Annotated in this window: 20 protein-coding genes; 1 reads left to right on the forward strand and 19 read right to left on the reverse strand. The window is 65.8% G+C overall.

The window, feature by feature from the left end; genetic code table 11:
* Nucleotides 1-36: 36 nt before the first annotated feature.
* The 4 genes from U0034_RS06895 to secA form a co-directional block, all read right to left on the reverse strand.
* On the reverse strand, nt 37-474 hold the full coding sequence (locus tag U0034_RS06895) for an NUDIX domain-containing protein (RefSeq protein ID WP_085223110.1): 438 nt from the start codon (nt 472-474) through the stop codon (nt 37-39).
* Nucleotides 471-1340 carry an ATP-binding protein gene (locus tag U0034_RS06900; protein ID WP_085223108.1) on the reverse strand — a complete coding sequence of 290 codons (870 nt, stop codon included), beginning with the start codon at nt 1338-1340 and terminating at the stop codon, nt 471-473. The genes U0034_RS06895 and U0034_RS06900 overlap by 4 nt, the downstream gene beginning before the upstream one ends.
* A gap of 67 nt (nt 1341-1407) precedes the next feature.
* Complete coding sequence (gene argJ, locus U0034_RS06905; protein ID WP_085223106.1) at nt 1408-2637, reverse strand: bifunctional glutamate N-acetyltransferase/amino-acid acetyltransferase ArgJ; 1230 nt, start codon at nt 2635-2637, stop codon at nt 1408-1410.
* Nucleotides 2638-2835: 198 nt separating this feature from the next.
* Nucleotides 2836-5628 carry a preprotein translocase subunit SecA gene (gene secA, locus U0034_RS06910; protein WP_085223104.1) on the reverse strand — a complete coding sequence of 931 codons (2793 nt, stop codon included), beginning with the start codon at nt 5626-5628 and terminating at the stop codon, nt 2836-2838.
* Between the two features lie 229 nt (nt 5629-5857).
* On the opposite strand from secA, the gene U0034_RS06915 reads away from it, so the two are divergent.
* Entirely contained in the window at nt 5858-6364 is a 507-nt protein-coding gene (locus U0034_RS06915) for a DUF721 domain-containing protein (RefSeq protein WP_085224334.1), read from the forward strand.
* A gap of 63 nt (nt 6365-6427) precedes the next feature.
* On the opposite strand, the gene lpxC is transcribed toward U0034_RS06915, so the two are convergent.
* The 15 genes from lpxC to rsmH all read right to left on the reverse strand — a co-directional run bounded on the left by lpxC (nt 6428) and on the right by rsmH (nt 25000).
* Nucleotides 6428-7345, reverse strand: a complete 918-nt coding sequence (gene lpxC, locus U0034_RS06920; RefSeq protein WP_085223102.1) for a UDP-3-O-acyl-N-acetylglucosamine deacetylase — start codon at nt 7343-7345, stop codon at nt 6428-6430.
* A 766-nt stretch (nt 7346-8111) separates the two neighbouring features.
* Nucleotides 8112-9308: a cell division protein FtsZ gene (gene ftsZ / locus U0034_RS06925; RefSeq protein ID WP_085223100.1), complete on the reverse strand. Its 1197-nt coding sequence runs from the start codon at nt 9306-9308 to the stop codon at nt 8112-8114.
* Between the two features lie 105 nt (nt 9309-9413).
* Nucleotides 9414-10646 carry a cell division protein FtsA gene (ftsA, locus tag U0034_RS06930; protein ID WP_085223098.1) on the reverse strand — a complete coding sequence of 411 codons (1233 nt, stop codon included), beginning with the start codon at nt 10644-10646 and terminating at the stop codon, nt 9414-9416.
* Between the two features lie 46 nt (nt 10647-10692).
* A complete protein-coding gene (locus tag U0034_RS06935) occupies nt 10693-11454 on the reverse strand; it encodes a cell division protein FtsQ/DivIB (RefSeq protein ID WP_085223096.1) in 762 nt (253 codons plus the stop codon).
* A 9-nt stretch (nt 11455-11463) separates the two neighbouring features.
* Entirely contained in the window at nt 11464-12405 is a 942-nt protein-coding gene (locus tag U0034_RS06940; protein WP_085223094.1) for a D-alanine--D-alanine ligase, read from the reverse strand.
* A 2-nt stretch (nt 12406-12407) separates the two neighbouring features.
* Nucleotides 12408-13802: a UDP-N-acetylmuramate--L-alanine ligase gene (murC, locus tag U0034_RS06945; protein WP_085223091.1), complete on the reverse strand. Its 1395-nt coding sequence runs from the start codon at nt 13800-13802 to the stop codon at nt 12408-12410.
* A complete protein-coding gene (gene murG, locus U0034_RS06950) occupies nt 13799-14905 on the reverse strand; it encodes an undecaprenyldiphospho-muramoylpentapeptide beta-N-acetylglucosaminyltransferase (RefSeq protein ID WP_085223089.1) in 1107 nt (368 codons plus the stop codon). The genes murC and murG overlap by 4 nt, the downstream gene beginning before the upstream one ends.
* Nucleotides 14902-16176 (reverse strand): putative lipid II flippase FtsW, encoded by a 1275-nt coding sequence (gene ftsW / locus U0034_RS06955; protein ID WP_085223087.1) that lies wholly within the window; start codon nt 16174-16176, stop codon nt 14902-14904. Before ftsW ends, murG begins: the two co-directional genes overlap by 4 nt.
* Complete coding sequence (gene murD / locus U0034_RS06960; RefSeq protein ID WP_085223085.1) at nt 16173-17690, reverse strand: UDP-N-acetylmuramoyl-L-alanine--D-glutamate ligase; 1518 nt, start codon at nt 17688-17690, stop codon at nt 16173-16175. The genes ftsW and murD overlap by 4 nt, the downstream gene beginning before the upstream one ends.
* Nucleotides 17691-17708: 18 nt before the next feature.
* On the reverse strand, nt 17709-18878 hold the full coding sequence (gene mraY / locus U0034_RS06965) for a phospho-N-acetylmuramoyl-pentapeptide-transferase (protein ID WP_085223083.1): 1170 nt from the start codon (nt 18876-18878) through the stop codon (nt 17709-17711).
* A 15-nt stretch (nt 18879-18893) separates the two neighbouring features.
* Nucleotides 18894-20357: a UDP-N-acetylmuramoyl-tripeptide--D-alanyl-D-alanine ligase gene (locus U0034_RS06970; protein ID WP_085223081.1), complete on the reverse strand. Its 1464-nt coding sequence runs from the start codon at nt 20355-20357 to the stop codon at nt 18894-18896.
* On the reverse strand, nt 20354-21880 hold the full coding sequence (locus U0034_RS06975) for a UDP-N-acetylmuramoyl-L-alanyl-D-glutamate--2,6-diaminopimelate ligase (protein ID WP_085223079.1): 1527 nt from the start codon (nt 21878-21880) through the stop codon (nt 20354-20356). The genes U0034_RS06970 and U0034_RS06975 overlap by 4 nt, the downstream gene beginning before the upstream one ends.
* Complete coding sequence (locus U0034_RS06980) at nt 21877-23688, reverse strand: peptidoglycan D,D-transpeptidase FtsI family protein (RefSeq protein WP_085223077.1); 1812 nt, start codon at nt 23686-23688, stop codon at nt 21877-21879. The genes U0034_RS06975 and U0034_RS06980 overlap by 4 nt, the downstream gene beginning before the upstream one ends.
* Nucleotides 23685-24062: a cell division protein FtsL gene (gene ftsL, locus U0034_RS06985; RefSeq protein WP_085223075.1), complete on the reverse strand. Its 378-nt coding sequence runs from the start codon at nt 24060-24062 to the stop codon at nt 23685-23687. Before ftsL ends, U0034_RS06980 begins: the two co-directional genes overlap by 4 nt.
* A complete protein-coding gene (gene rsmH / locus U0034_RS06990) occupies nt 24059-25000 on the reverse strand; it encodes a 16S rRNA (cytosine(1402)-N(4))-methyltransferase RsmH (protein ID WP_085223073.1) in 942 nt (313 codons plus the stop codon). Before rsmH ends, ftsL begins: the two co-directional genes overlap by 4 nt.
* Between the last annotated feature and the right edge of the window lie 19 nt (nt 25001-25019).

Below are 25019 nucleotides of genomic sequence, written 5' to 3' on the forward strand. Positions count from 1 at the left end.
GGCCACGGCGGCGCTGACGCCGACGCGCACGATCCGTCAGTCGGCAGCCAGGAGTTCGAGCACTGGAATCGCGGCAGGCAGCAGCGGCGAGACCTCCACCGGCAAGCGCTGCCAGCTGAACGCCTGGCCTTCACGGCCATGCGGCTCGCCGTTCCAGAGCGTCACCTTGCAAAAGTAAAGCCGCACGTAGGCATGCGGATAGTCATGCTCGAGCGTATGCCAGAGATGGCAGGCGAGCACGTCGATCCCGAGCTCCTCGTGCAGCTCGCGCGCGAGCGCGGCCTCGACCGATTCTCCCGGCTCGAGCTTACCGCCCGGGAACTCCCAGTATCCTTCGTACGGCTTGCCTGGGGGCCGTTGAGCCAGCAAGTACCGGCCGTCCGGCTGAACCAGCACGCCGACGGCAACTTCGGTCACGGGTCTTGCCGGCTTGGCACCGGCAGGCGCGGCGGGCAATGCGTCTCTGTTCGTCATCGCTGCGCCTTCTTGCCCGACCAGTCGCGAGCGAACTGCCAAGCCACCCGCCCCGATCGCGATCCTCGTTCCAGCGCCCAGACGAGTGCGTCGCCGCGCGCTGCGGCGATTTCGGCGTCGTCGCAGCCGAAGTGCCGCAGCCAGTGCCCGACGATCGTCAGGTAATCGTCCTGCTTGAAGGGGTAAAAACTGACCCAGAGGCCGAACCGTTCGGACAACGAAATTTTCTCTTCGACGACCTCACCCGGGTGGATCTCCCCGTCCGCGGTGTGCTTGTAGGTCTCGTTGTCGCTCATATACTCGGGCAGCAGATGGCGGCGGTTCGACGTGGCATAGATGAGCACATTGTCGGACTGCGCCGAGATCGACCCGTCGAGCGCGACCTTGAGCGCTTTGTAGCCTGACTCACCGTCCTCGAACGACAGGTCGTCGCAAAAAACGATGAAGCGCTCCGGCCGGCCCGCGATGAGATCGGTAATGTCGCCGAGGTCGTGCAAATCGTCCTTGTCGACTTCGATCAGGCGCAACCCCTGGGACGCGTAGGCATTCAGGCACGCCTTGATCAGCGACGACTTGCCGGTTCCGCGTGCACCCGTCAGCAACACGTTGTTCGCCGGCTGCGCGTTCACGAATTGACGCGTGTTCTGTTCGATCAGCGCCTTTTGTCGATCGATGTTCTGGAGATCGGCGAGCGAGATCGATGAAACGGCCGTGACCGGCTGGAGGTAGCCGCGCCCCTGGCGCCTGCGCCAGCGAAACGCCACCGAGGCGGACCAGTCCACCTCGGGCGCCGCGGGCGGCAGCATCGCCTCGAGTCGGCCAAGCAGTGTTTCGGCGCGGGTAAGGAATTGTTCGAGCTTGTCCATGACGCAATGAATGAAGCCGGTCCGGTCTGGCGCCCCCCGGTCGCGAGCGGGGCACGGCCGGACGGCGTTACGAGCGGTAATCGGCGTTGATGCTCACGTAGTCGTGCGACAGATCGCAGGTCCAGATCGTCGCCTCTGCGTCGCCGCGGCCCAGCACGACGCGAATGGCGATCTCGCTTTGCTTCATGACGCGCTGGCCGTCCTCCTCCCGATAATCGGGATGACGGCCGCCCGCCTTCGCGACGTGAACGTCGTCGAGGTAGAGGTCGATCTTGGCCACGTCGAGGTCGGTCACGCCGGCATAGCCGATTGCGGCCAGAATGCGCCCGAGGTTCGGATCCGACGCGTAGAACGCCGTCTTCACGAGCGGGGAATGGCCGATCGCATAGGCGATCTGACGGCATTCGGACACGCTGGTGCCGCCCTCGACGCGCACGGTCATGAACTTCGTCGCCCCCTCGCCGTCGCGCACGATCAGTTGCGCGAGGGTCTGCGCGACTTCCGTCACGGCGTCGCGAAGTGCGCGATAAGCCGGCGTATCGGTGGACACGATGGGCGCGAGCCCCGCCTTGCCGGTCGCCACGAGGATGAACGAATCGTTCGTCGAGGTATCGCCGTCGATCGTGATGCAGTTGAACGAACGATCGGCCACCTCCTTCACGAGCGTGTCGAGCACCGGCTGCGCCACGGCGGCGTCGAACGCGAGAAAGCCGAGCATCGTTGCCATGTTCGGCTTGATCATGCCCGCCCCTTTGCTGATGCCCGTGAGCGTGATGGCGTGGCCGTCGATGACGATCTGCCTCGAAGCGGCCTTCGGGAGCGTATCGGTCGTCATGATCGCCTGCGCCGCCTCGTACCAGTGCGCTGCGCCGAGGTTGGCAAGTGCCGCCGGCAGCCCGGCGACGAGACGCTCGACCGGCAGGGGCTCGAGGATGACGCCCGTCGAAAACGGCAGCACCTGCTCCGGCGCGACGCCGGCAAGCCGCGCCAATTCGGCACAAGTCTGGCGGGCATGCAAAAGGCCGGGCTCGCCTGTTCCGGCGTTGGCGTTGCCGGTATTGACGACGAGTGCGCGGACACCCTTGCCGAGTGCGAGGTGCTCACGACAGATCGTGACGGGTGCGGCGCAAAAACGGTTGGACGTGAACACACCGGCCACGCTCGCGCCCGCCTCGATCGACATCACGAGGACGTCCTTGCGGTTCGGCTTGCGAATGTTGGCTTCGGCCCAGCCGAGCGTCACGCCGGCGACGGGATGCAGTTGCGCGGGGTCGATCGCGGGAAAATTGACAGCCATCGTCTGAAGACCTTTCGTAAAACGTGAAAGATTGAGCTTGGCGGCGGGCCTGCCCGCTCATGAGCGCGCCGCCCCGAAGGTCACGGCGCTCGCACGGTGTCCGCCGGCAGCGCGTACCGCGGCAAAGGATACGTCATGTCCGGCACGAGTGTCGCGAGCCAAACAAAACGGCGCGCATCAAGCGCGCCGCGTTCTCTGTCAAGCAAGCCTGCCGTGGCATTGCTTGTACTTCTTACCGCTGCCGCACGGGCAGGGATCGTTGCGGCCGACCTTCGGCACGCCGCCAGCAGCCTGCCCAGTTGCGACGGGTGTATGCGCGCCGTGGCTCATCGCCTGATCGACCATTTCGGCGGCGGCTGCATCGGCTGCGGCTTCGGCGAACTCGGCGTGACGGAATTCGACGTTCTCGAGATGGCCGCCTTGCTCTTCATACTGCTCGGCGGCCTCCTCGAGTTGTTCCGGCGACTGGATCCGCACGTTCATCACGGCTCGCGTCACGTCGGTCTTGATCACATTCAGCAGCGCCTCGAAAAGCTCGAATGCCTCGCGCTTGTATTCCTGCTTCGGGTTCTTTTGCGCATAGCCGCGCAGGTGGATGCCCTGGCGCAGGTGATCCAGCGCGGCAAGGTGCTCGCGCCAGCAGCGATCGAGCGTCTGCAACATGACCGAGCGTTCGAACGAACTGAACGCCTCGCGCCCGACGAGCGCCACCTTCGCTTCGTAGGATTCGTCGGCCGCGCCCAGTACCGCATCGAGAATATCGTCGGCATCGAGCGACTGCGACTCGTTGATCATCTCCTGAATGGCGAGATCGAGCTGCCAGTCGCCGCGCAGCGCCTCCTCGAGTTCGGGCGCCTGCCACTGCTCCTCGATGCTGCCGGCGGGCACGAACTGGTGCACGACGTCCGTAATGACGGCATGCCGCATCGCCGTGATGGTCTCGGTGATGTCGTGCGCCTCGAGCAGTTCGTTGCGCTGCTGGTAAATGACCTTGCGCTGATCGTTGGCGACGTCGTCGTACTCGAGCAGCTGCTTGCGGATATCGAAGTTGCGCGCCTCGACCTTGCGCTGCGCGGATTCGATCGAGCGCGTGACGATGCCGGCCTCGATGGCCTCGCCCTCGGGCATGCGCAGGCGTTCCATGATCGCACGCACGCGGTCGCCCGCGAAGATGCGCAGGAGCGGATCTTCGAGAGAGAGGTAAAACCGCGAGGAGCCCGGGTCGCCCTGCCGGCCTGCCCGGCCGCGAAGCTGGTTGTCGATACGGCGCGATTCGTGACGCTCGGTTCCGATGATGTGCAGGCCGCCGGCCGCCTTCACCTGATCGTGCAGTGTCTGCCACTCGTCGTGCAGTGCCTGGATGCGCCGGGCCTTCTCCTCCGCCGGCACCGATTCGTCGACCTCGATCAGCGCGGCCTGCTTTTCCGCATTGCCGCCGAGCACGATGTCGGTACCGCGGCCCGCCATGTTCGTCGCGATCGTGATGCGCTTCGGACGGCCCGCTTCGGCGACGATCGCCGCTTCGCGCTCGTGCTGCTTCGCGTTGAGCACCTCGTGCGGCAGCCCCGCCTTCGTCAGCAGGTTGGCGAGCAGTTCGGAGTTTTCGATCGACGTGGTGCCGACCAGAACGGGCTGCCCGCGCTCGTAGCACTCGCGGATGTCGCGAATGACGGCATCGTAGCGCTCGCGCGCGGTCTTGTAGATCTGATCCTGCCGGTCGATCCGCTTCGGCGGCCGGTTCGTCGGGATGACAACCGTCTCGAGCCCGTAGATTTCGTTGAACTCGTACGCTTCGGTATCGGCCGTCCCCGTCATGCCGGAGAGCTTCGCGTACATCCGGAAGTAGTTCTGGAACGTGATCGAAGCGAGCGTCTGGTTTTCGCTTTGGATCTTGACGTGCTCCTTGGCCTCGACCGCCTGATGCAGGCCATCGGACCAGCGGCGGCCCGGCATGAGGCGCCCCGTGAATTCGTCGACGATGATGACCTCGCCGTTTTGCACCACGTAGTGCTGATCGCGGTAAAACAGCGTATGCGCGCGCAGTGCGGCATAGACGTGGTGCATCAGCGTGATGTTCTGCGGCGCGTAGAGGCTCTCGCCCTCGCCGATGAGCCCCCACTCGGCGAGCATGCGCTCGGCCTTCTCGTGGCCCGACTCGGTCAGGAACACCTGCCGCGCTTTTTCGTCGAGCGTGTAGTCGCCCGGCTTTTCGACGCCCGTGCCGTCAGCGCGCTCTTCGCCGATCTGCCGCTCGAGCAGCGGCGGCAACGCGTTCATGCGAACGTACAAATCGGTATGGTCCTCGGCCTGGCCCGAGATGATGAGCGGGGTGCGGGCTTCGTCGATCAGGATCGAGTCGACTTCGTCGACGACGGCGAAATTCAGCGAGCGCTGAACACGCGCGTCGGTCTCGTAGACCATGTTGTCGCGCAGGTAATCGAAGCCGAATTCGTTGTTGGTGCCGTAGGTGATATCGGACGCGTAGGCTGCCTGCTTCGACTCGTGGTCCATCTGCGACAGGTTCACGCCAACGGAAAGCCCGAGGAAGTTGTACAGCTTGCCCATCCACTCGGCATCGCGCTGGGCGAGGTAGTCGTTGACGGTCACGACGTGCACGCCTCGCCCCGAAAGGGCATTCAGATAGGCCGCGAGCGTCGCCACGAGCGTTTTGCCTTCGCCCGTGCGCATTTCGGCGATCTTGCCGTAATGCAGCACCATGCCGCCGATCATCTGCACGTCGAAGTGGCGCATCTTCAGCACACGGCGGCTCGCCTCGCGGCAGACCGCGAACGCCTCGGGCAACAGCTTGTCGAGCGACTCGCCGCTCGCCACGCGCTGGCGAAACTCCTCTGTTTTGGCCCGCAGCTGGTCGTCGGTCAATTGCTCGATTTGCGGCTCGAGCGAATTGATCACCGCGACGGTCTTTTGATACTGCTTGATCAGACGCTGGTTGCGGCTGCCAAAGATCTTCTGGAGAAAACCGTTGCTCATCGGGTCGGTTGTGCGTCGCGGCTTCGTCGGGCTCGCGCGCGGCTGCGCGGGCGTGCCGAATCGGGGGGCCTCGGCGGCTTATTCCATGAGTGAATTCGAATCGCGCATTTTAGCACGCGAGCCTTAATGTACCGTGTCGGCGGCGAGGTCGAGGGCTCCCGCGCAACCGGGCCGCGATACAATGACAAATGAGTCCGCGCACGCCGCGCCGGAGCCGTCCGCCGAACCCATGAGCCGCTTCTCGCCTTTCTCGAAACCCTCTGCCCGTCGCCCTCAGGCTGTCGCCGAGGTATTGGGCCGCACGGATGCGTTTGCCGCCCTGCGCGCGGGCGTCGAGCAGATTGCCGCGCTGGAGCGGGATTTGTCCACGCTGTTGCCCGATTATCTCGCGGCGAGCGTCGAACCGGGGTTCGTCAAGGACGGCACGCTCACGCTCTTCGCCGCGCACAGCGCACTGGCGGCGCGCCTGCGGCACCTGGAGCCGCGCCTGCTCGCCGATCTTCAGCAGCGCGGCTGGAACGTTCGAGCGCTGGCCGTGAAAGTGCGCCCGCGTGAGGCCGCCGAGGCGCCCGCCGAGAAGCAGGCCCGCATGACGCCTGCCGGCGCGCAAGCACTGCACTCGCTGAGCGAGACACTGGCGCCATCGCCGTTGCAGGCGGCGCTCGCGCGCATGGCTGCGCGCCACCTGCCTAGCGGCGCGAGCGGCACAAGCGGTGAAAGGGGAACAAAAAAATAAGCGGCCCGAAGGCCGCTTATTTTTTGCAGCTACGCGGGCTGCGTTCCTTGGGCGCGAGGAGGCTCAGGCGAATGCCGTCTGCGCATCGTAGCCGAAGCCGCGCGGCGCACGCTGCGCATCGTCGAACGTCACGATCTCGTAGGCATCCTCGTGGGCGAGCAATTCGCGCAGCAACGCGTTGTTCAAGCCATGACCCGACTTGTAGGCCGTGTACGAGGCGAGCAGCGGATGGCCCACCACGTACAGATCGCCAATCGCATCGAGCATCTTGTGCTTGACGAACTCGTCGTCGTACCGAAGCCCGTCGTTGTTGAGAATCCGATACTCGTCGAGCACGATCGCGTTGTCCATGCTGCCGCCGCGCGCGAGGCCGAGCTCGCGCATCATTTCGACTTCGTGCGCGAACCCGAACGTCCGTGCACGGGCGATTTCCCGCACATACGACGTCGTCGCAAAATCGACCTCCAGAGCCTGCCCAGTCTTGTCGACGGCGGGATGCTGGAAATCGATCGTGAACTTGAGCTTGAAACCGAAATACGGATCGAGCCGTGCGGCCTTGTCGCCGTCGCGCACCTCGACCGGCTTGGTGACCTGGATAAACTTCTTCGCCGCGTTTTGCTCCAGGATCCCCGCCGACTGCATCAAGAAGACGAACGATGCCGCGCTGCCGTCCATGATCGGGATTTCCTCGGCCGTGACGTCGACGTACAGATTGTCGATGCCCAGACCCGCGCACGCCGACATCAGATGCTCGACCGTCGAGACCCGCGCGCCATCCTTTTGCAAGACCGAAGCCAGGCGCGTGTCGCCAATCGACATGGCTGACGCCGGGATATCGACAGGCGTGGGCAGGTCGATACGCGAGAACACGATACCGGTGTTCTCGGCGGCGGGGCGAAGCGTCAACTCGACTTTGCGCCCCGAGTGCAGGCCAATGCCGATGGTCTTGACGATCGACTTGATGGTGCGTTGCTTCAACATGGTCGTCGGCCGATTGGTTTAGCCAATCGACATTTCAAAATTCATAGGTCGGATTATAACTCATCCGGCTGCGGCTGTCGTTGCAGCCAGCGTTGCAGTCTGTTTCCCGACGTTACTCGGGATTAGACGAGCAAGGCCGGCGCCTGGAATGGAGGCATTTCCAGACGCCGGCCTGTCGCCGACCGTTACGGACCGTCACAAACGCGACGCGGGGGGCGTTGCCGCGGCGCAACACACTCGTGTCGCCCGGCCCCGCGGCGGGGGCTGGCCGCCTGCGGTCCTTCGTCGGCTGAAGACGGCTTGCCCGCCCGAGGTCCGGCGCCTTGACCACGCCGTTGCTCGGGTGTCTTTCGCACAGCGCACGGCGACCCACCGCCGCGCAACGCGCCGTCCTTCTCCTGCTTTGGCTGCTCGAGCCGCGACGAGCTCGCGATGGCCCGCGCACCTTGCCCGCGATGCGCCGGTATCGCCCGGCAAGCGAACGTTCAGCGCATTGCGCCGAACGTCGAACTCACCGGCCTGCCCGCTGCCATGCCCGCTTGTCGCAGATCGACTCGCACACCCGCGTGCGTCGCTGAGCGCCGCCGCGTCTCGCGGCGGTTGCCCGCATGGGTGCCGATAGCCGATCGACCCGTCTGGCCAGCGCGCCGCGCGCGCCTATGCCGGCCGGGCGCGCGAGCGAACGCAGCCGCCTTGCGCCATTGCCGTTCCACATGAGAAGCCCTTCCCGCACTCGGGCGCGCGACGCTCGTGGCGTCGCACGCCTTCAGTCCGCCTGCTTGCGCAGGAACGCCGGAATGTCGTACGTGTCGACGCCCTTTTCTTGCAGCGCCTGCACGTGCGAAGCCGCCGTTTCGCGAGAGTTGCGCCATACCGCCGGCTTGTCGAACGCGCCGTAATCGGCCGCCGATTGCGGCGTTGCATAGGCTTGCGCCGTGCTCACCGGCTGATTGTCGGTGCCCGTACGCAAAAGCGTCATCGGCGCCGATTGCTGCTTCTTCGCCGCGCCCGCGGTACGGCCAAGCCCCGTTGCGACAACGGTCACGCGCAGCGCATCGCCCATCGCGTCGTCGTACACGGCGCCGAAAATCACCGTCGCATCTTCCGCGGCATAGCTCTTGATCGTGTTCATCACCTCGCGCGTCTCGGACAACCGCAGCGAACGGCTCGACGTGATGTTCACGAGCACACCGCGCGCGCCCGAGAGATCGACACCTTCGAGCAGCGGGCTCGCGACGGCCTGCTCGGCTGCCAGCCGCGCGCGGTCGACGCCGGCCACCGTGGCCGTGCCCATCATCGCCTTGCCCTGCTCGCCCATCACGGTCTTCACGTCTTCGAAGTCGACGTTCACGAGGCCGTCCACGTTGATGATCTCGGCAATGCCGGCCACCGCGTTGTTGAGCACATCGTCCGCGCACTGGAAGCACTTGTCCATCTCGGCGTCATCGCCCATCACCTCGAACAGCTTGTCGTTCAGAACGACGATCAGCGAGTCGACGTGATCCTCCAGTTGCTGCGAGCCAGCTTCCGCCACACGCATACGCTTGCCGCCCTCGAACTCGAAAGGCTTGCTCACGACGCCGACGGTCAGAATGCCCATCTCCTTCGCGATTTGCGCCACCACGGGAGCGGCACCGGTACCCGTACCGCCGCCCATGCCGGCCGTGATGAAGACCATGTGCGCGCCGCGCAGCGCATCGGAAATCCGCTCGCGTGCCTCTTCGGCCGCGGCACGCCCCATCTCGGGCTTGGCACCGGCGCCCAGACCCGTGTTGCCGAGCTGAATCACGTTCGACGCGCGCGAGCGCGAGAGCGCCTGTGCGTCGGTGTTCATGACGACGAAATCGACGCCTTGCACCCCTTTGTTGATCATGTGCTGCACGGCGTTGCCGCCGGCACCGCCAACACCCACCACCTTGATGATGGTGCCGTTGGTTTCTGTTTCCAACATCTGGAATTCCATATTGCCTCCGTCAAGAAAAATCCTGCTCTTCCGCCGTTATTCGGCAAGGAGTCGGGCAACTCCCTGTCGCGCGCAAGCCGCCGGCACCCGCGCGAATTCGAACGTTCAAAAATTGCCCAGAAACCAGTCCTTCATGCGGGAAAACACCTGCCCCATCGAGCCCGACTGCACGGCGACCTTGCGGCCGCGCATGCGCTGCGACGAGCCTTCGACGAGCAGGCCCATCGCCGTCGAGTAGCGCGGGTTGCGCACCACGTCGGCAAGACCGCCCGCATACTCCGGCACGCCAATGCGCACCGGTTTCAAGAAGATGTCCTCGCCGAGCTCGACCATGCCCGGCATCATCGAGGCGCCGCCTGTAAGAACGACGCCCGAGCTCAGCAGTTCCTCGTAGCCCGACTCGCGCACGACCTGGTGCACGAGCGAGAACAGTTCCTCCACGCGCGGCTCGACCACGGCGGCGAGCGCCTGGCGCGACAGCGTGCGCGGGCCGCGCTCGCCGAGGCCGGGCACCTCGATCATCTCGTCGGGGTCGGCTAGCGCCTGCTTCGCAATGCCATAGCTGACCTTGATGTCCTCCGCGTCCGGGGTCGGCGTGCGCAGCGCCATTGCGATGTCGCTCGTGATCTGATCGCCCGCGATCGGAATAACGGCCGTGTGGCGGATCGCGCCCTCGCTGAAGATGGCGATGTCGGTCGTGCCGCCGCCGATGTCGACGAGCACGACGCCGAGCTCCTTCTCGTCCTCGGTCAGCACGGCCAGCGACGACGCGAGCGGCTGGAGGATCAGATCGTTGACCTCGAGCCCGCAGCGGCGCACGCACTTCACGATGTTCTGCGCAGCGGACACCGCCCCCGTCACGATGTGCACCTTCACCTCGAGCCGGATTCCGCTCATGCCGATGGGCTCGCGTACGTCCTCCTGCCCGTCGATGATGAATTCCTGCGTGAGGATGTGCAGCACCTGCTGATCCGTCGGAATGTTGATGGCCTTCGCCGTCTCGATCACGCGCGCGACGTCGGCCTGCGTCACTTCCTTGTCCTTGATCGCCACCATCCCGCTCGAATTGAAGCTGCGAATGTGACTGCCGGCGATGCCCGTGAACACGTTAGTGATCTTGCAATCGGCCATCAGTTCCGCTTCTTCGAGCGCGCGCTGAATCGACTGCACCGTGGCCTCGATGTTCACCACGACGCCTTTCTTGAGCCCCTTCGATTCGCTCTGCCCGAGGCCGATGACTTCATAGTGGCCCTCGCCCCTCAGCTCGGCCACGACCGCCACGACCTTGGCCGTGCCGATGTCGAGGGCAACCAGCAGATCCTTGTAGTCTTTACTCATAGCGTGCTCATGCGTGTGATGTCTTTTTTCGCGTCATGCGTCATCGTCATTTCCTGACCTTGCCCTTCGCGTTGCCGTCGTCGAGGAACCGCATCCCCGCCGCACGAATCGCAAAGCCGTTCGGATAACGCAGATCGGCATACTCGATCTCGTTCCCCCAGCGTGCCGTCACCGCCTTCCATGCCGCCGCCAACCGGTGCGAGCGTTCGCCAAGCGTCGACGGATTGCGTTCACGACCGTATTCGATCTGCGTACCGTTCGACAGTTTCACCTTCCATGCGTAGCGCGGCGAAAGCGACACTTCGTCGGGCGCGGCACCGAGCGGCGCGAGCCACTTCTTGAAATCCGCGTAGCGCGCGACGACTTCCTGCGCCGTTCCCGGCGGCCCATCGAAGGCCGGCAGGTCTTCTTCGAGCTCGCCCTGGTTCGCCGTGAAAAGCTCGCCATCCACGCTCACGAGCTGATCGCTGCCCCACGTGCCAAGCGGTTTGTACTCCTCGAGCGTGACGGCCAACGCGTTCGGCCATACGCGGCGCACGCTCGCGCGACGCACCCACGGCATCTGCTCGAACGCCTGCCGCGCGGCATCGAGATCGACCGTAAAGAAGTTGCCCTTCAGATGGCCCACGACGCTCGCCCGCACCGTCGGGCGGTTGATATGCTCGGTGTCGCCGTCGATGCGAATCGCTGCGAGCGCGAACGACGGACGTTGCGCGAGCCAGATCCCCCCCGCCGCGACGAGCGCGGCGAGGGCCAGTGCGACGAGCGCGCTGGCGGCGAGATTGAGCTGGCGAACGTTGTTCCACATGGTGTCGTATCAGTCCTCGAGCGTGAGCGCCAGCACGGAGACGACGAGGTCGCGGTAGCTGATGCCGACGGCGCGCGCCGCCTTGGGCGGCAGCGAGTGATCCGTCATGCCCGGCGCCGTGTTGACTTCGAGGAAGTACGGGTTGCCCGCCGCATCGAGCATGAAATCGGCGCGGCCCCAGTCAGTGCAGCCGAGCACGTCGAACGCGCGGCGCGACAGGGCCTTCAGTTGCGCCTCCTTTTCGGCGGGCAGTCCGCAGGGAATCAGATACTGCGTGTCTTCCGCGACGTACTTGGCGTGATAGTCGTAAAACTCGCCGGCCGGCACGATACGGATGATCGGCAAATCGAGCGCACCCGCGATGCAGCTCGTGTACTCGCCGCCACCGTCGATGCTCTGTTCGACCACGACGATCTTGTCGAATTTGGCCGCTTCCTCGAGCGCACCTGGCAGCGCGTCAGCCGCCTTGACCTTCGTGACCGCGACGCTCGAGCCTTCGCTCGCCGGCTTCACGAAGAGCGGCAGCCCGAGCTTCGCCACGATCTGCTGCGCGCGCGCCGCGTAGTCGTCGCCGCGCATGACGGTCTCGAACGGCGGCGTCGGCACGCCGGTCTGCTGCCAGATCAGCTTCGTACGGAACTTGTCGAGACCGAGCGCCGAGCCCAGCACGCCGCTGCCCGTGTAACGGATGCCGTAGAAGTCGAGTGCGCCCTGGATCTGGCCGTTCTCGCCGTAGCCGCCGTGCAGCGCGATGAATGCGCGCGCGAACCCCTCGTCCCTCAGCGCCGAGAGCGGGCGCTCGGCCGGATCGAACGGATGGGCGTCGATGCCCGCGTCGCGCAGGCCCTGCAACACGAGCCGCCCCGAATTGAGCGACACCTCACGCTCCGCCGACACACCGCCGAGGAGCACCGCCACCTTGCCGAATCGTTTCGGATCGATACTGCTCATATTCATACCTTCTCGCCTTCTTGTGCGAGCCGCCCCGGCACTGTGCCGATCGATCCCGCACCCATCGTGATCACCACATCGCCGTCGCGCACGAGCGCCGCGAGCGCGCCGGGCACCTCGTCGATCGAATCGACGAACACCGGCTCGACCTTGCCCGCAACGCGGATCGCACGCGCGAGCGCGCGACCGTCCGCTGCGACGATCGGCGCCTCGCCTGCCGCATAGACGTCGGTCAGCACGAGCGCGTCCACGCTCGAGAGCACGTTGACGAAGTCCTCGAAGCAATCGCGCGTGCGCGTGTAGCGGTGAGGCTGAAACGCCAACACGAGCCGTTTGTCGGGGAAGGCACCGCGCGCCGCGGCGATCGTCGCCGCCATTTCGACCGGATGGTGGCCGTAGTCGTCGACGAGCTGATAACTGCCGCCCGCCTGAGCCGGCAGTTCGCCGTAGCGCTGAAACCGGCGGCCAACGCCCGTGAACTCCGCCAGGGCGCGCTGGATGTCGGCGTCGGCAACCTCGAGCTCGGTGGCGATCGCGATCGCCGCCAGCGCGTTTTGCACGTTATGCGTGCCGGGCATGTTGAGCACGATGTCGAGTGGCGGCGCATTCTCGCGCATGGCCGTGAAGAGCATCTTGCCGTCGCGTGCGAACACGTTGACGGCGCGCACCTGCGCGTCGGCAGCAAAACCGTAGCGGATCACCGGCTTCGAAACGAACGGCAGGATTTCGCGCACGTTCGGATCGTCGACGCACAGCACGGCGATGCCGTAAAACGGCAAGCGGTGCGTGAACTCGATGAACGCCTGCTTGAGCCGTGCGAAATCATGGCCGTAGGTGTCCATGTGATCGGCGTCGATGTTGGTCACGACCTCGATCACGGGCAGCAGGTTGAGGAACGAGGCGTCGGACTCGTCGGCCTCGGCGACGATGAAATCCCCCGTGCCGAGCCGGGCGTTCGCACCCGCGCTCGTGAGGCGCCCGCCGATTACGAAGGTCGGATCTAGCCCGCCCGCGGCGAGCACGCTCGCAACGAGGCTCGTGGTGGTCGTCTTGCCATGCGTGCCGGCAATCGCGATACCTTGCTTGAGGCGCATCAGCTCGGCGAGCATCACGGCGCGCGGCACGATCGGCACGCGCAGCCGGCGCGCAGCAAGCACTTCGGGGTTGTCGCTGCGCACGGCGCTGGAAACGACCACGGCATCGGCGCCCGCGATGTTGTCCGCATCGTGGCCGATCGCGATCCGGGCGCCGAGCGCGGCGAGCCGTTCCGTGCTCGCGCTGCGGGCGAGATCCGAGCCACTGACGACATAGCCGAGATTGACGAGCACCTCCGCGATTCCGCTCATGCCGGCACCGCCGATGCCGACGAAGTGAATGTGTTTGACGATATGTTTCATTGCTTTCCTTCCTGGCGCGTAAGCGCCACGGCCGCGCACACCTGCGCGACCCGATCGGTGGCCTCCGGCTTCGCGAGGGCGCGGGCGCGCCCCGCGATCTCCTCGAGCGTTTCGCGCGTTTGCGCGCGCAGCCAGTCGGCCAGTACTTCGGGCGACAAATCGCGCTGCTGCACCAGTACCGCGGCGCCCTGCTCGGACAGAAACCGGGCGTTGGTGGTCTGGTGGTCGTCCACCGCGTAGGGAAACGGTACGAAGAGCGCCGCCACGCCCACGGCCGCGATCTCGGCAACCGTCATGGCGCCCGAGCGGCACACGACGAGATCGGCGTCGGCATAGGCCGCCGCCATGTCGTCGATGAACGGGACGAGTTCGAGCCCGTCGCCCGGCTCGAAACCCGCCGCCGCGTAATTCGCACGCAGCGCTTCGATGTGCTTGGCGCCAGCCTGATGCACGACGTGCGGACGCGCCTCGGGCGCAAGCAACGCGAGCGCACGCGGCACGACTTCGTTGAGCGCGGCGGCGCCCAGGCTGCCGCCGACCACGAGCATGCGAAGGGGTCCCTTGCGGCCCTCGTAGCGCGCCTTCGGCTCGGCCGATTGCGTGAGCGCATCGCGCAGTGGATTGCCCGTCCATTCGGCATTCGGCAAGGCACCGGGAAAGGCGACGAGCACGCGCTTCGCCAGCCTCGCGAGGACTTTGTTGGCCAGGCCGGCGACCGAATTCTGCTCATGCAGCACGAGCGGGCAGCGCGCGAGCGCCGTCATCAGCCCCGCCGGGAATGTGATGTAGCCGCCCATGCCGAGCACGACGTCGGGCCGCACGCGCGAAAGCGCGCGGCGGCTCTCGAGGCACGCGCGCAGCAGGTTGAGCGGCAGCAGAAACTTGGTTTTGAGTCCCTTGCCGCGCAGGCCACCGAAGCGAACGTATTCCATCGGAATGCCTTGCTTCGGCACGAGCGTCGCTTCCATGCCGGCGGGATTGCCGAGCCAGACCACGCGCCACCCCCACGCGCGCATGCGGTGCGCGACCGCAAGCCCGGGAAAGACGTGCCCTCCCGTGCCCCCGGCCATGACCATCAGCGTGCGCTGCGGCGTGGCGCTCATACCTTGCCCCCCCGCATGAGCACCCGGTTCTCGTAATCGACGCGCATGAGCACGGCGATGGCGAGGCAGTTGAGCACGATGCCCGATCCGCCATAGCTCACGAGCGGCAGCGTGAGGCCCTTCGTCGGCAAGATGCCGAGGTTCACGCCGATGTTGATGAACGTCTGGACCCCGAACCAGAGGCCGACGCCTTTAGCGACGAGCCCCGCGAACGTGCGGTCTAGCGCAAGCGCCTGACGGCCGATGTCGAATGCGCGGCGCACGATCCAGTAAAAGAGCAGGAGGACGACGAGCACGCCGATGAAGCCGAGCTCTTCTCCGATCACGGCGAGGATGAAGTCGGTGTGCGCCTCGGGCAGATAGTTGAGCTTCTCTACGCTGCCGCCGAGGCCGACGCCGAACCACTCGCCGCGGCCGAATGCGATGAGCGAATGCGTGAGCTGATAAGCCTTGCCCTGAGCGTAGCGGTCGTCCCACGGATCGAGATAGGCGAAGATCCGCTCGCGCCGCCAGGGCGATGCCCAGACGAGCAGTGCGAACGTGCCGACGGCCGTGGCGACGAGGCCGCCGAAGAGCTTGCCGTTCACGCCGCCGAGAAAGAGAACGCCCATCGCGATGGCCGCGATGACCATGAACGCGCCCATGTCGGGCTCGAGCAGCAGCAGCGCGCCGACCACGCCCACCGCCAGCGCCATCGGCAAAAAGCCTTTGGCGAAGCTGTGCATGTAGTCCTGCTTGCGCACCGTGTAGTTCGCCGCATAGATCGTGACGGCCAGCTTCATGATTTCGGACGGCTGCATGTTCATCAGCCCGAGCGGCAGCCATCGCCTGGCGCCGTTCACGCCTTTGCCCACGTGCGGAATCAGCACGATCACGAGCGCGACGAGCGCAAGCAGGAAGAACTTCGGCGCGTACTTGTCCCAGACCGAGATCGGGATGCGAAACGCCACGATTGCCGCGATCGATGCCACGGCAATCGATATGGCGTGCCGCAGAAGGAACGCGTAGTCGTGGTAGGCGGCGTACTTCGGCGAATCGGGCATCGCGATCGACGCGGAGTACACCATTACGACACCCAGGCCCAGAAGCGCGATCACGGCCCAGAGCAGCGACTCGTCGTAGTCGAGCATGCGCGAACGCGTCGGGCGCATGCTGTTGACCGCGCTCGCGAGCCCGCCGACGCTCGCGGCGGGTCCCGTAGCCGTGCGGCTGCGTCCGGCGGCGTTGCGCTCGGTGAAGAACCGTTGACCGAACCGATCGGACCAGCTCATAGCATCGTCCCTCGTTGTGCCGCGATTTCTTCGACCGCGCTGCGAAACACGTCGGCGCGATGCGCGTAGTTCTTGAACATGTCGAAGCTCGCACACGCCGGCGACAGCAGCACCGCCTCGCCGGGCTCGGCCAGTTCGGCGGCAGCGTGCACGGCCGCTTCGAGGGTCGCGTGATCGGCCAGCGCAACGCCGGTTTCGGCCAGCGCGGCGCGAATCGCCGGCGCGTCGCGGCCGATCAGCATCACGGCTCGGCACCAGCGTGCGACGGGCCGCGCGAGCGGGGAAAAGTCCTGCCCCTTGCCGTCGCCGCCCAGAATCACCACGGCGCGCTGGGCGAGTCCGTCGAGCGCCGCCACCGTCGCGCCGACGTTCGTCCCCTTGCTGTCGTCGACATAGTCGACGCCGTCGATCGACGCGATCAGTTCTACCCGATGCGGTTCGCCGCGGTACTCGCGCAAGCCGTGCAGAAGCGGCGCCGCGGCCAGGCCGACCGCGCGCGCGAGCGCGAAGGCCGCGAGCGCGTTGGCAGCGTTGTGCAGCCCACGGATACGCAACGCATCGGCCGGCATCAGGCGCTTCATCGTCAATTCGACAGCCGCGGCCGCCTCCTGCTTGCGGCGGCGCGAGCTCGCCGTCTCGTCGGCCGGCTCGCGCTGCGCCGCCTCGACGAGCCAGTTGATACCGTTTTCTCGCTGCAGCCCGAAATCGCCCGCCCGCTGCGGCTCGTTCAACCCAAAGGTGACGACGCGCACGTCGCTTTCGCCGCCAGGAGCGAAAGCCATCGTCTGGGCATCGTCGCGGTTGAGCACCCGCACCGTGTGCGGCCCGAAGATCCGCCCTTTGGCCGCGGCATAGGCTTCGAAGGTGCCGTGCCAGTCGAGGTGATCCTGCGTCACGTTGAGCACAGCCGCCGCGTCGGGGGCGAACGTGTGCGCCGTTTCGAGTTGGAAGCTCGAGAGTTCGAGCACCCAGACGTCCGGAAGCTCGGTGCGATCGATCGCCTCGGCGAGCGTGTCGAGCATCGTCGGGCCGATGTTGCCGGCCACGGCCACCGACTTGCCCGCGCGACGGCAGAGCAGCCCCGTGAGGCTCGTCGTGGTCGTCTTGCCGTTCGTGCCGGTAATGGCGATGAGCTTGGGCGCATAGCCGCTTTCGCCCAAATGCCGAAGCGCCCGCGCGAAGAGCTCGAGTTCGCCCCACACGGGGATCCCCTGTTCGCGCGCCGCATCCACGAGCGGCGCGAGTTCCGGCGAAAGCGGCGAGAGCCCGGGGCTCACGACAACGAGCTCGACGCCGCGCTCGACGAGCGCAGGCGAGAACGGTCCGCCGACGAACTCGGCGTCGATGCGCTCGGCCTCGAGCATGGGCAGATTCGGAGGCGCCACGCGCGTATCGGCCACGCGCAGCCGGCACCCGTGGCGTGCGCACCAACGCGCCATCGCGAGGCCCGATTCACCGAGCCCCAGCACGAGCACCATCGGCGGCTGCCGATCCCGAAACGTCTCGCCGAACATCGTTTGCTTACCTTTTCCTTAACGCAGTTTGAGAGTCGAAAGGCCGAAGAGGCACAACATCAGCGTAATGATCCAGAAACGCACGACGACTTGCGTCTCCTTCCAGCCAGACAGCTCGAAGTGGTGATGCAGCGGCGCCATTTTGAAAATGCGCCGGCCCTCCCCGTAGCGCCGCTTCGTATACTTGAACCAGACGACTTGCAGCATCACGGACAACGTCTCGGCCACGAAAATCCCGCCCATGATGAAAAGCACGATCTCCTGCCGCACGATGACGGCGATCGTCCCGAGCGCGCCGCCGAGCGCGAGCGCGCCGACGTCGCCCATGAAGACCTGGGCCGGGTGCGTGTTGTACCAGAGGAAGGCCAGCCCGGCGCCGCCCATCGCGGAGCAGAAGATCATCAGTTCGCCCGCGCCGGGAATGTGCGGAAACAGCAGGTATTTGGAGTAGACGGAACTGCCCATGACATAAGCGAACACGCCGAGCGAGCCGCCCACGAGCACGACGGGCATGATGACGAGCCCGTCCAGGCCGTCGGTCAGGTTCACGGCGTTGCTTGCACCGACGATCACGAAGTAGGTCAACGCAATGAAGCCCCAGACGCCGAGCGGATACGTGATCGACTTCAGAAACGGCAGCATGAGGTCGGCGCGCGCGGGCAAACCCATTGACAGGCCGCTTCGCACCCAGGCCATGAAAAGGTCGAAGACGCGGACGTTGTTGGCCTCCGACACGCTGAAGGCCAGGTAGACAGCCGCGAAGAGGCCGATCACCGACTGCCAGAAGTACTTTTCGCGCGACGACATTCCGCGCGGGTCCTTGTAGACCACCTTGCGGTAGTCGTCGACCCAGCCGATCACTCCGTAACCGAACGTGACGAGCATCACGATCCAGATGAAGCGATTCGTGAGGTCGGCCCAGAGCAGTGTCGAAACGGCGATACCGATGAGGATCAGCACGCCGCCCATCGTCGGCGTACCCGACTTCACGAGGTGCGTTTGCGGACCGTCGGTGCGCACCGCCTGCCCGACCTTGAGCGCCGTGAGCTTACGGATCACCCAAGGGCCGCAAACGAGCCCGATCGACAGCGCGGTGATGCTCGCCATCACCGCACGGAATGTCAAATAACTGAATACGCGCAAAAAGCTTGCGTCGTTCTGCAGCCATTGCGCCAGTACCAGGAGCATGCCTGTCCTTCTCTTTCAATGCGCGCCGGGCGCTGTGCCCGACGCTTGAGGTTGCGGTTGAGTCAGCGCGTCGACCACGCGCTCCATGCGCATGAAGCGCGAGCCCTTCACGAGCAGCGTCGCCGCGCTGCCAAAGCCGGCTTGCAGCAGTTGTGCGACGAGTGCCTGGGCGTCGGCGAAATGATGGGCGCCCGTATCGAGCCCCTGCTGCGCGCCAGCGCCGGCACGCGCGGCATCCGCGCGGAACGCCACGCAGGCGTCGCGCGCGGCATCGCCGATCGCGTAGAGCGCATCGATGCCGCGTTCGCGCGCGTAGGCACCGATCTCGCGATGAAAGTCCGCCCCGTGATCGCCCACCTCGCCCATGTCTCCGATGACGAGCACGCGCGGCTGCGGCATGGCCGCCAGCACATCGATGGCGGCGCGCATCGAATCCGGATTGGCGTTGTAGGTGTCGTCGATGACGGTGGCGCCGGCAAGGGGGCCCGCCACAGCCCGCTTCGCCTGCAGCCGCCCCTTGACCGGCACGAACGCCTCGAGTCCGCGGCGAATGGCCTCGAGCGGCACATTCGCGCCGAGCGCGGCAGCGGTCGCAGCAAGCGCGTTGCGGGCGTTATGCTCGCCGAGCACCGCGAGCGCCGCTTCGAACGAACCCTCCGGCGTACTCACGCGCAAACGGTTGCCCGAGAATTCGCCGGTGACCGCGGCGCGCGATGTGGCACTGGCGCTCGGAGCAACCAGCGCGAAATCGAGGATGCGGTTGCCCGTCGCGGCCACGCGCCAGATACCGGCATACGGATCGTCCGACGGAAACACGGCGATACCGTGCGGCCCGAGCGCATGAATCACGCTGGCATGCTCGAGCGCGACGGCCTCGACTGTCTCCATGAATTCCTGGTGTTCGCGCTGCGCGTTGTTGACGACTGCGATCGTCGGCTCGGCCAGCCGGGCGAGCACGGCCGTCTCGCCGGGATGGTTCATGCCGAGTTCCACGACGGCGAGCCGATGCGCCGCGTTCAGACGCAGCAACGTAAGCGGCAAGCCGACGTCGTTGTTGAAATTGCCGGCGGTGGCGAGCCGCGCGTCCTCGCCGCAAGCGGCAGCGAAGATCGAAGCGATCATTTCCTTCACCGTCGTTTTGCCGTTGCTGCCAGTGACCGCCACGAGCGGCAACGAGAAGCGGCGGCGCCATCCCTGCGCGAGCGCGCCGATCCCGGCGCGCGTATCGGCACAGACGATGGCGGGCACGGCGAGCGGCGACGCGAGCCGTGAAACGAGCACACCAGCCACGCCGCGCGCGGCGACGTCGGTTAAAAAGTCGTGTGCGTCGAACCGCTCGCCCCTCAGGGCGACGAAGAGATCGCCCGGTCCCGCCGTCCGGCTATCGGTGCTGATACGCTCGAACGCGATCTCGCCATCGCCGTGCACGACGGCACCGGCTATCAGCGAAGCGGCTTGCGCAAGCGAGAGCATCGTCATTCGCCGCCCCCGCGCTGGTGAGTAGCCCGCGACGCCAGCGCAAGGCGTGCATGGTCCTGGTCGGAGAAAACGCGCTTCTTGCCCATGATTTCCTGTGTCGCTTCGTGCCCCTTGCCGGCAAGCACGACTACGTCCTCGCGCGACGCCCCGCGCACTGTCTGCAAGATCGCGTTTGCGCGGTCTTCGATGGCGCGCGCCCGAGCGGGCTGCGTCATGCCGGCGAAGATCTGGTCGATGATCGATTGGGGGTTTTCGCTGCGCGGATTGTCGCTCGTCACGACGACGAGATCCGCAAGCCGCTCGGCGATGGCACCCATGAGCGGGCGCTTCGTGGCGTCGCGGTCGCCGCCGCAGCCGAACATGCATACGAGCTTGCCGTGGCGGGCCTCCGCAATGGGACGCAGCGCATCGAGCGTCTTTTCCAGTGCATCGGGCGTGTGGGCGTAATCGACCACGACGAGCGGCTCGTCGCTGGCCAGCCGGCCTCCCAGCCGCTGCATGCGCCCGTTGACGGGCTCGAGCCGGGCGAGTTGCGTCAACACCGAGGCGAGCGGGACGTCGGCGGCCAGCAGCGCGCCGGCCACCGCAAGCAAATTGCTGACGTTGAAGGTGCCGAGCGTGCCGACTTCGACCTCGGCGTTGCCCCAATCCGAGAGCAGATGAAACGCCGTGCCCGTTGCGGTCGCACGCACGTCGTCCGCGACTAGCCGTGCTTGGGCGCCCGACGCATCGCCGCGGGCGCCAATGCCATAAGCGATCGTACGCACGTCGCCGCGCGTGCTTGCAATGAAGCGCCGGCCGGCGGCATCGTCCTGGTTGATCACGGCCGCGCGCAACATCGGCCACGCGAAAAGCCGCGCCTTGGCAGCTTCGTACGCTTCGAACGTGCGGTGATAGTCGAGATGGTCCTGCGTCAGATTCGTGAACACGGCGATGTCGAAAGCCGTTCCGTTCACGCGCCCCTGATGCAGTGCATGCGAGGACACCTCCATCGCCACGGCCTTCGCTCCGCCCGCCGCCAGTTGCGCAAGGCTGCGCTGCAGTTGCGGCGCATCGGGCGTCGTGAACCCGGTGTGCACGAGATGCCCAGGCATGCCGCTGCCGAGCGTACCGATCACGGCGCAGGGCTGTCCGAGCGCCGTCAATGCGGTTGCGATCCACTGCGAGCACGACGTCTTGCCGTTCGTACCCGTCACGCCGATCGCGAGCATCGCTTCGCTCGGCGCGCCGTACCATTGGCTCGCAATACCGCCGGCCAGTTCGTTCAACGCGGGCACCGCGTGCATGCGCGCGGCGTCGACTGCCCCCGTGAAGCCTTCCGGCTGGTAGAGCGCGACGGCGGCACCGTCCAGGAACGCGCGATCGATGTGCGGCCGGTTATCCGCGCCATCCACGGCGTAGGCCAGGAACACGTCGCCGGATGCGAGCGTGCGCGTGTCGGCGTGCAGATGCGCGCCAGCCGCGACATGCGCGCGCAGCCAGCTCAGCGCCTCGGCGATCGCGAGATCTTGGCCCGCGCTCATCGCACGACTCCTGCCTGATTGCGCGCATCGGCCGAAATGGCTACTGCCCGGCCAGGGGCCTTTGCCGTATCGTCGGAAACGACGAGCTGCTTCACCGGCATGTCGGGCGGCACATTAAGCGTGCGCAGCGTGTCGCCGACGATCGAGGAAAAGACCGGGCCGGAAACGTATCCGCCGAAGTGAGAGCCGGCGGTCGGTTCGTCGATCGACACCGCAACGACGATGCGCGGGTTTGGCATCGGCGCCATGCCGACGAACGACGCGCGATACTTCGAATGGTCGTAGCCGCGCCCGAAGTGCTTGTAGGCGGTACCGCTCTTGCCGCCGACGCGGTAACCGGGCACGGCTGCCTCGGGAGACGTGCCCTGCGAGGTGACGACGGACTCGAGCATCGAGCGTACTTCACGCGCCGTGGTGGGCGAGAAGATCTGCGTGCCCGTGATCGGCTGCGACGCGTCGGTCCTGAAAATGGAGACGGGCATGAGCAGACCGTCGTGCGCGATGGCGGTGTAGGCGCGAGCAAGTTGAAAGAGCGAAGCGGAAAGCCCGTAACCATACGACATCGTGGCCTGCTCGATGCGGCGCCAACTTTTCCAGGGGCGCAGACGACCCGCGACCGCGCCCGGAAAACCAACCTTCGGCGCTTGCCCGAGACCGATGCTCGTATACATGTTCCACATTTCCTCGGGCTTGAGCGTCATGGCAATCTTGGTCGCGCCGATGTTGCTCGACTTCTGAATGACGCCGCTGACGGTCAGCACGCCGAAACCGCTGTCGTCGGTGATCGCAGCGCCATCGAGCGTGAAGCGGCCATTACCCGTATCGACAAGCGTATTCGGCGTCACGCGATGCAGATCGAGCGCGAGCGCCACCGTGAAAGGCTTCATGATCGAACCCGGCTCGAAGACGTCGGTGAGCACGCGGTTGCGCAACTGCTCGCCCGTGAGCCGCGAGCGGTCGTTCGGGTTGTAGGTCGGATAGTTGACGAGCGCGAGCACGTCGCCCGTGCGCACGTCGATAACCACGGCCGCGCCCGCCTTGGCCTTCGATTTCTCGACGGCCGCTTTCAGATCGGCGTACGCGATGTACTGGATCTTGCTGTCGATGGAAAGGTCGACGTCCTTGCCGTTGCGCGGCGGCACCTGCTGGTCCACGTCTTCGACGATATGGCCAAGGCGGTCCTTGATTACGTGACGGATGCCGGGCGTACCCGAGAGCAGTTTCTGATCGGCGAGCTCGACGCCCTCCTGCCCCTCGTCCTCGACGTTCGTGAAACCGACGAGGTGGGCCGTGATTTCGCCTTCCGGGTAAAAACGTTTGTACTCTTCGCGCTGATAGACGCCGGGCACGCCGAGTGCCATGACCTTCTCGGCGATGTCGAGCGGCACCTGCCGCTTGAGGTAGACGAACGATTTGTCGCCGGACAGCTTCGTGCGCACTTCTTTCTTCGACAGGCCCAACAATGTGCCAAGCGCCGCGAGCTTGTTCTGGTCGACATCCTCCGGCACCGATTCGGGAATGGCCCAGATCGCGCGCACGGGCAGGCTCGTGGCGAGCACGAGCCCGTTGCGATCGAGAATCTTGCCGCGCGTGGCATCGAGCTCGAGCGTGCGCCGGTAGCGGCTGTCGCCTTGCTTCTGATAGAAGCCGTTGCCCGGCCCCTGAATCCAGAACGCACGCGAGACGAGCGCGACGAACGCGAGAAAGAGCAAAAAGACGACGAGCTTCGAACGCCACATCGGCAGGCGCACGCTGAGCACGGGGCTCGCCGAGAACGTGACGCTCTTGCGCTTCACTCCTGGCTTCATCGCGCGCCTCCACGATTGCCCGACGCGGCGCGCGGCTTCGCCACACGCGGCGCGCTCGCGGCCACCGGCGCCGCCGTGGGAATGGCGACTTCCCTCGCCTCGGCCGCCCCCGGCGCGAGCGTCAGATACTGCGTGCCGCCGGTTACGATCGGCCGCATCTTCAAGGCGTCGGTGGCGAGTTGCTCGATACGGGAAGTCTTCGACAGCGCGCTTTGCTCATACTGGAGCTGCGCGTAATCCTGCTGCAGTTGGCGGTCTTCGGCTTGCGCCCGCTCGAGCTGTACGAAAAGCCGGCGCTGCTGATTCGTCGCATTGACGACGGACAACGCGCAACCGAGAACGAGGATCAGCAAAAAGATGTTGAGGCGGCTCATGGCGCGATGCGCTCCGCGACGCGCATGACCGCCGAACGGGCGCGCGGATTGGCCTCTATTTCGGCAGCGCTCGCGAATACACGGCCAATGATTTTTAGCGGCGGGCTGGGCAGGTCGACTGCGCGAATCGGCAGGCGGCGATCAACCGCAGGCGCACTCGCGTGCGCCTGCATGAATCGCTTGACGATCCGATCCTCGAGCGAATGAAAGCTGATGACCACCAGCCGCCCCCCTTGCTCCAACAACGACAATGCAGCCTCTAAAACGACTTGCAGGTCCGCAAGCTCTTGATTGACGTGAATCCGTATAGCCTGAAAGGTGCGGGTTGCCGGGTCCTTACCCTTCTCACGTGTCTTGACGGCGTTAGCCACGATTTGGGCAAGCTCGCCCGTGCTGTCGAGAGGCCCGAGACGGTCGGACTCTGCCCGGCGAGCAACAATCGCCTTTGCAATCTGAACAGCAAACCGTTCTTCCCCATAATCCCGAATGACCTCCGTCAGTTCCTGCTGCGTTGCCCGCGCCAGCCATTCGGCCGCCGATTCGCCGCGCGTCGTGTCCATTCTCATGTCGAGCGGACCGTCCGCGCGGAAACTGAAACCCCGCTCGGGATCGTCCAACTGCGGGGACGACACACCCAGATCCAGCAACACACCCGAGAGCTTCGCAATGCCACGCGAAGCCATCGCCGGCGCGAGCGCGGCAAAACTATCGTGGACGACCTCGAACCGCGCATCGCCAAGGGCTCGAGCCGTCTCGATCGCTCGCGGATCCTTGTCGAAGGCGATCAGGCGGCCGGCCGGCCCGAGTTTCGCCAACACCGCGCGGCTGTGCCCGCCGCGGCCGAACGTGCCGTCCACATACAGGCCGTCCGCACGCGTCACGAGCGCATTCACCGCTTCTTCGAGCAACACCGTCCGGTGTTGCAGTTCGTTTCCCATCGCAGCGCCTTATCCTTGA

This window comes from Trinickia caryophylli, assembly GCF_034424545.1.
GTDB classification, from domain to species: Bacteria; Pseudomonadota; Gammaproteobacteria; order Burkholderiales; family Burkholderiaceae; genus Trinickia; species Trinickia caryophylli.

Coding starts and splice junctions, on each gene's coding strand:
- U0034_RS06895 (WP_085223110.1), bottom strand. CDS start 474: ATGACGAACAGAGACGCATTGCCCGCCGCGCCTGCCGGTGCCAAGCCG.
- U0034_RS06900 (WP_085223108.1), bottom strand. CDS start 1,340: ATGGACAAGCTCGAACAATTCCTTACCCGCGCCGAAACACTGCTTGGC.
- argJ (WP_085223106.1), bottom strand. CDS start 2,637: ATGGCTGTCAATTTTCCCGCGATCGACCCCGCGCAACTGCATCCCGTC.
- secA (WP_085223104.1), bottom strand. CDS start 5,628: ATGAGCAACGGTTTTCTCCAGAAGATCTTTGGCAGCCGCAACCAGCGT.
- U0034_RS06915 (WP_085224334.1), top strand. CDS start 5,858: ATGAGCCGCTTCTCGCCTTTCTCGAAACCCTCTGCCCGTCGCCCTCAG.
- lpxC (WP_085223102.1), bottom strand. CDS start 7,345: ATGTTGAAGCAACGCACCATCAAGTCGATCGTCAAGACCATCGGCATT.
- ftsZ (WP_085223100.1), bottom strand. CDS start 9,308: ATGGAATTCCAGATGTTGGAAACAGAAACCAACGGCACCATCATCAAG.
- ftsA (WP_085223098.1), bottom strand. CDS start 10,646: ATGAGTAAAGACTACAAGGATCTGCTGGTTGCCCTCGACATCGGCACG.
- U0034_RS06935 (WP_085223096.1), bottom strand. CDS start 11,454: ATGTGGAACAACGTTCGCCAGCTCAATCTCGCCGCCAGCGCGCTCGTC.
- U0034_RS06940 (WP_085223094.1), bottom strand. CDS start 12,405: ATGAGCAGTATCGATCCGAAACGATTCGGCAAGGTGGCGGTGCTCCTC.
- murC (WP_085223091.1), bottom strand. CDS start 13,802: ATGAAACATATCGTCAAACACATTCACTTCGTCGGCATCGGCGGTGCC.
- murG (WP_085223089.1), bottom strand. CDS start 14,905: ATGAGCGCCACGCCGCAGCGCACGCTGATGGTCATGGCCGGGGGCACG.
- ftsW (WP_085223087.1), bottom strand. CDS start 16,176: ATGAGCTGGTCCGATCGGTTCGGTCAACGGTTCTTCACCGAGCGCAAC.
- murD (WP_085223085.1), bottom strand. CDS start 17,690: ATGTTCGGCGAGACGTTTCGGGATCGGCAGCCGCCGATGGTGCTCGTG.
- mraY (WP_085223083.1), bottom strand. CDS start 18,878: ATGCTCCTGGTACTGGCGCAATGGCTGCAGAACGACGCAAGCTTTTTG.
- U0034_RS06970 (WP_085223081.1), bottom strand. CDS start 20,357: ATGACGATGCTCTCGCTTGCGCAAGCCGCTTCGCTGATAGCCGGTGCC.
- U0034_RS06975 (WP_085223079.1), bottom strand. CDS start 21,880: ATGAGCGCGGGCCAAGATCTCGCGATCGCCGAGGCGCTGAGCTGGCTG.
- U0034_RS06980 (WP_085223077.1), bottom strand. CDS start 23,688: ATGAAGCCAGGAGTGAAGCGCAAGAGCGTCACGTTCTCGGCGAGCCCC.
- ftsL (WP_085223075.1), bottom strand. CDS start 24,062: ATGAGCCGCCTCAACATCTTTTTGCTGATCCTCGTTCTCGGTTGCGCG.
- rsmH (WP_085223073.1), bottom strand. CDS start 25,000: ATGGGAAACGAACTGCAACACCGGACGGTGTTGCTCGAAGAAGCGGTG.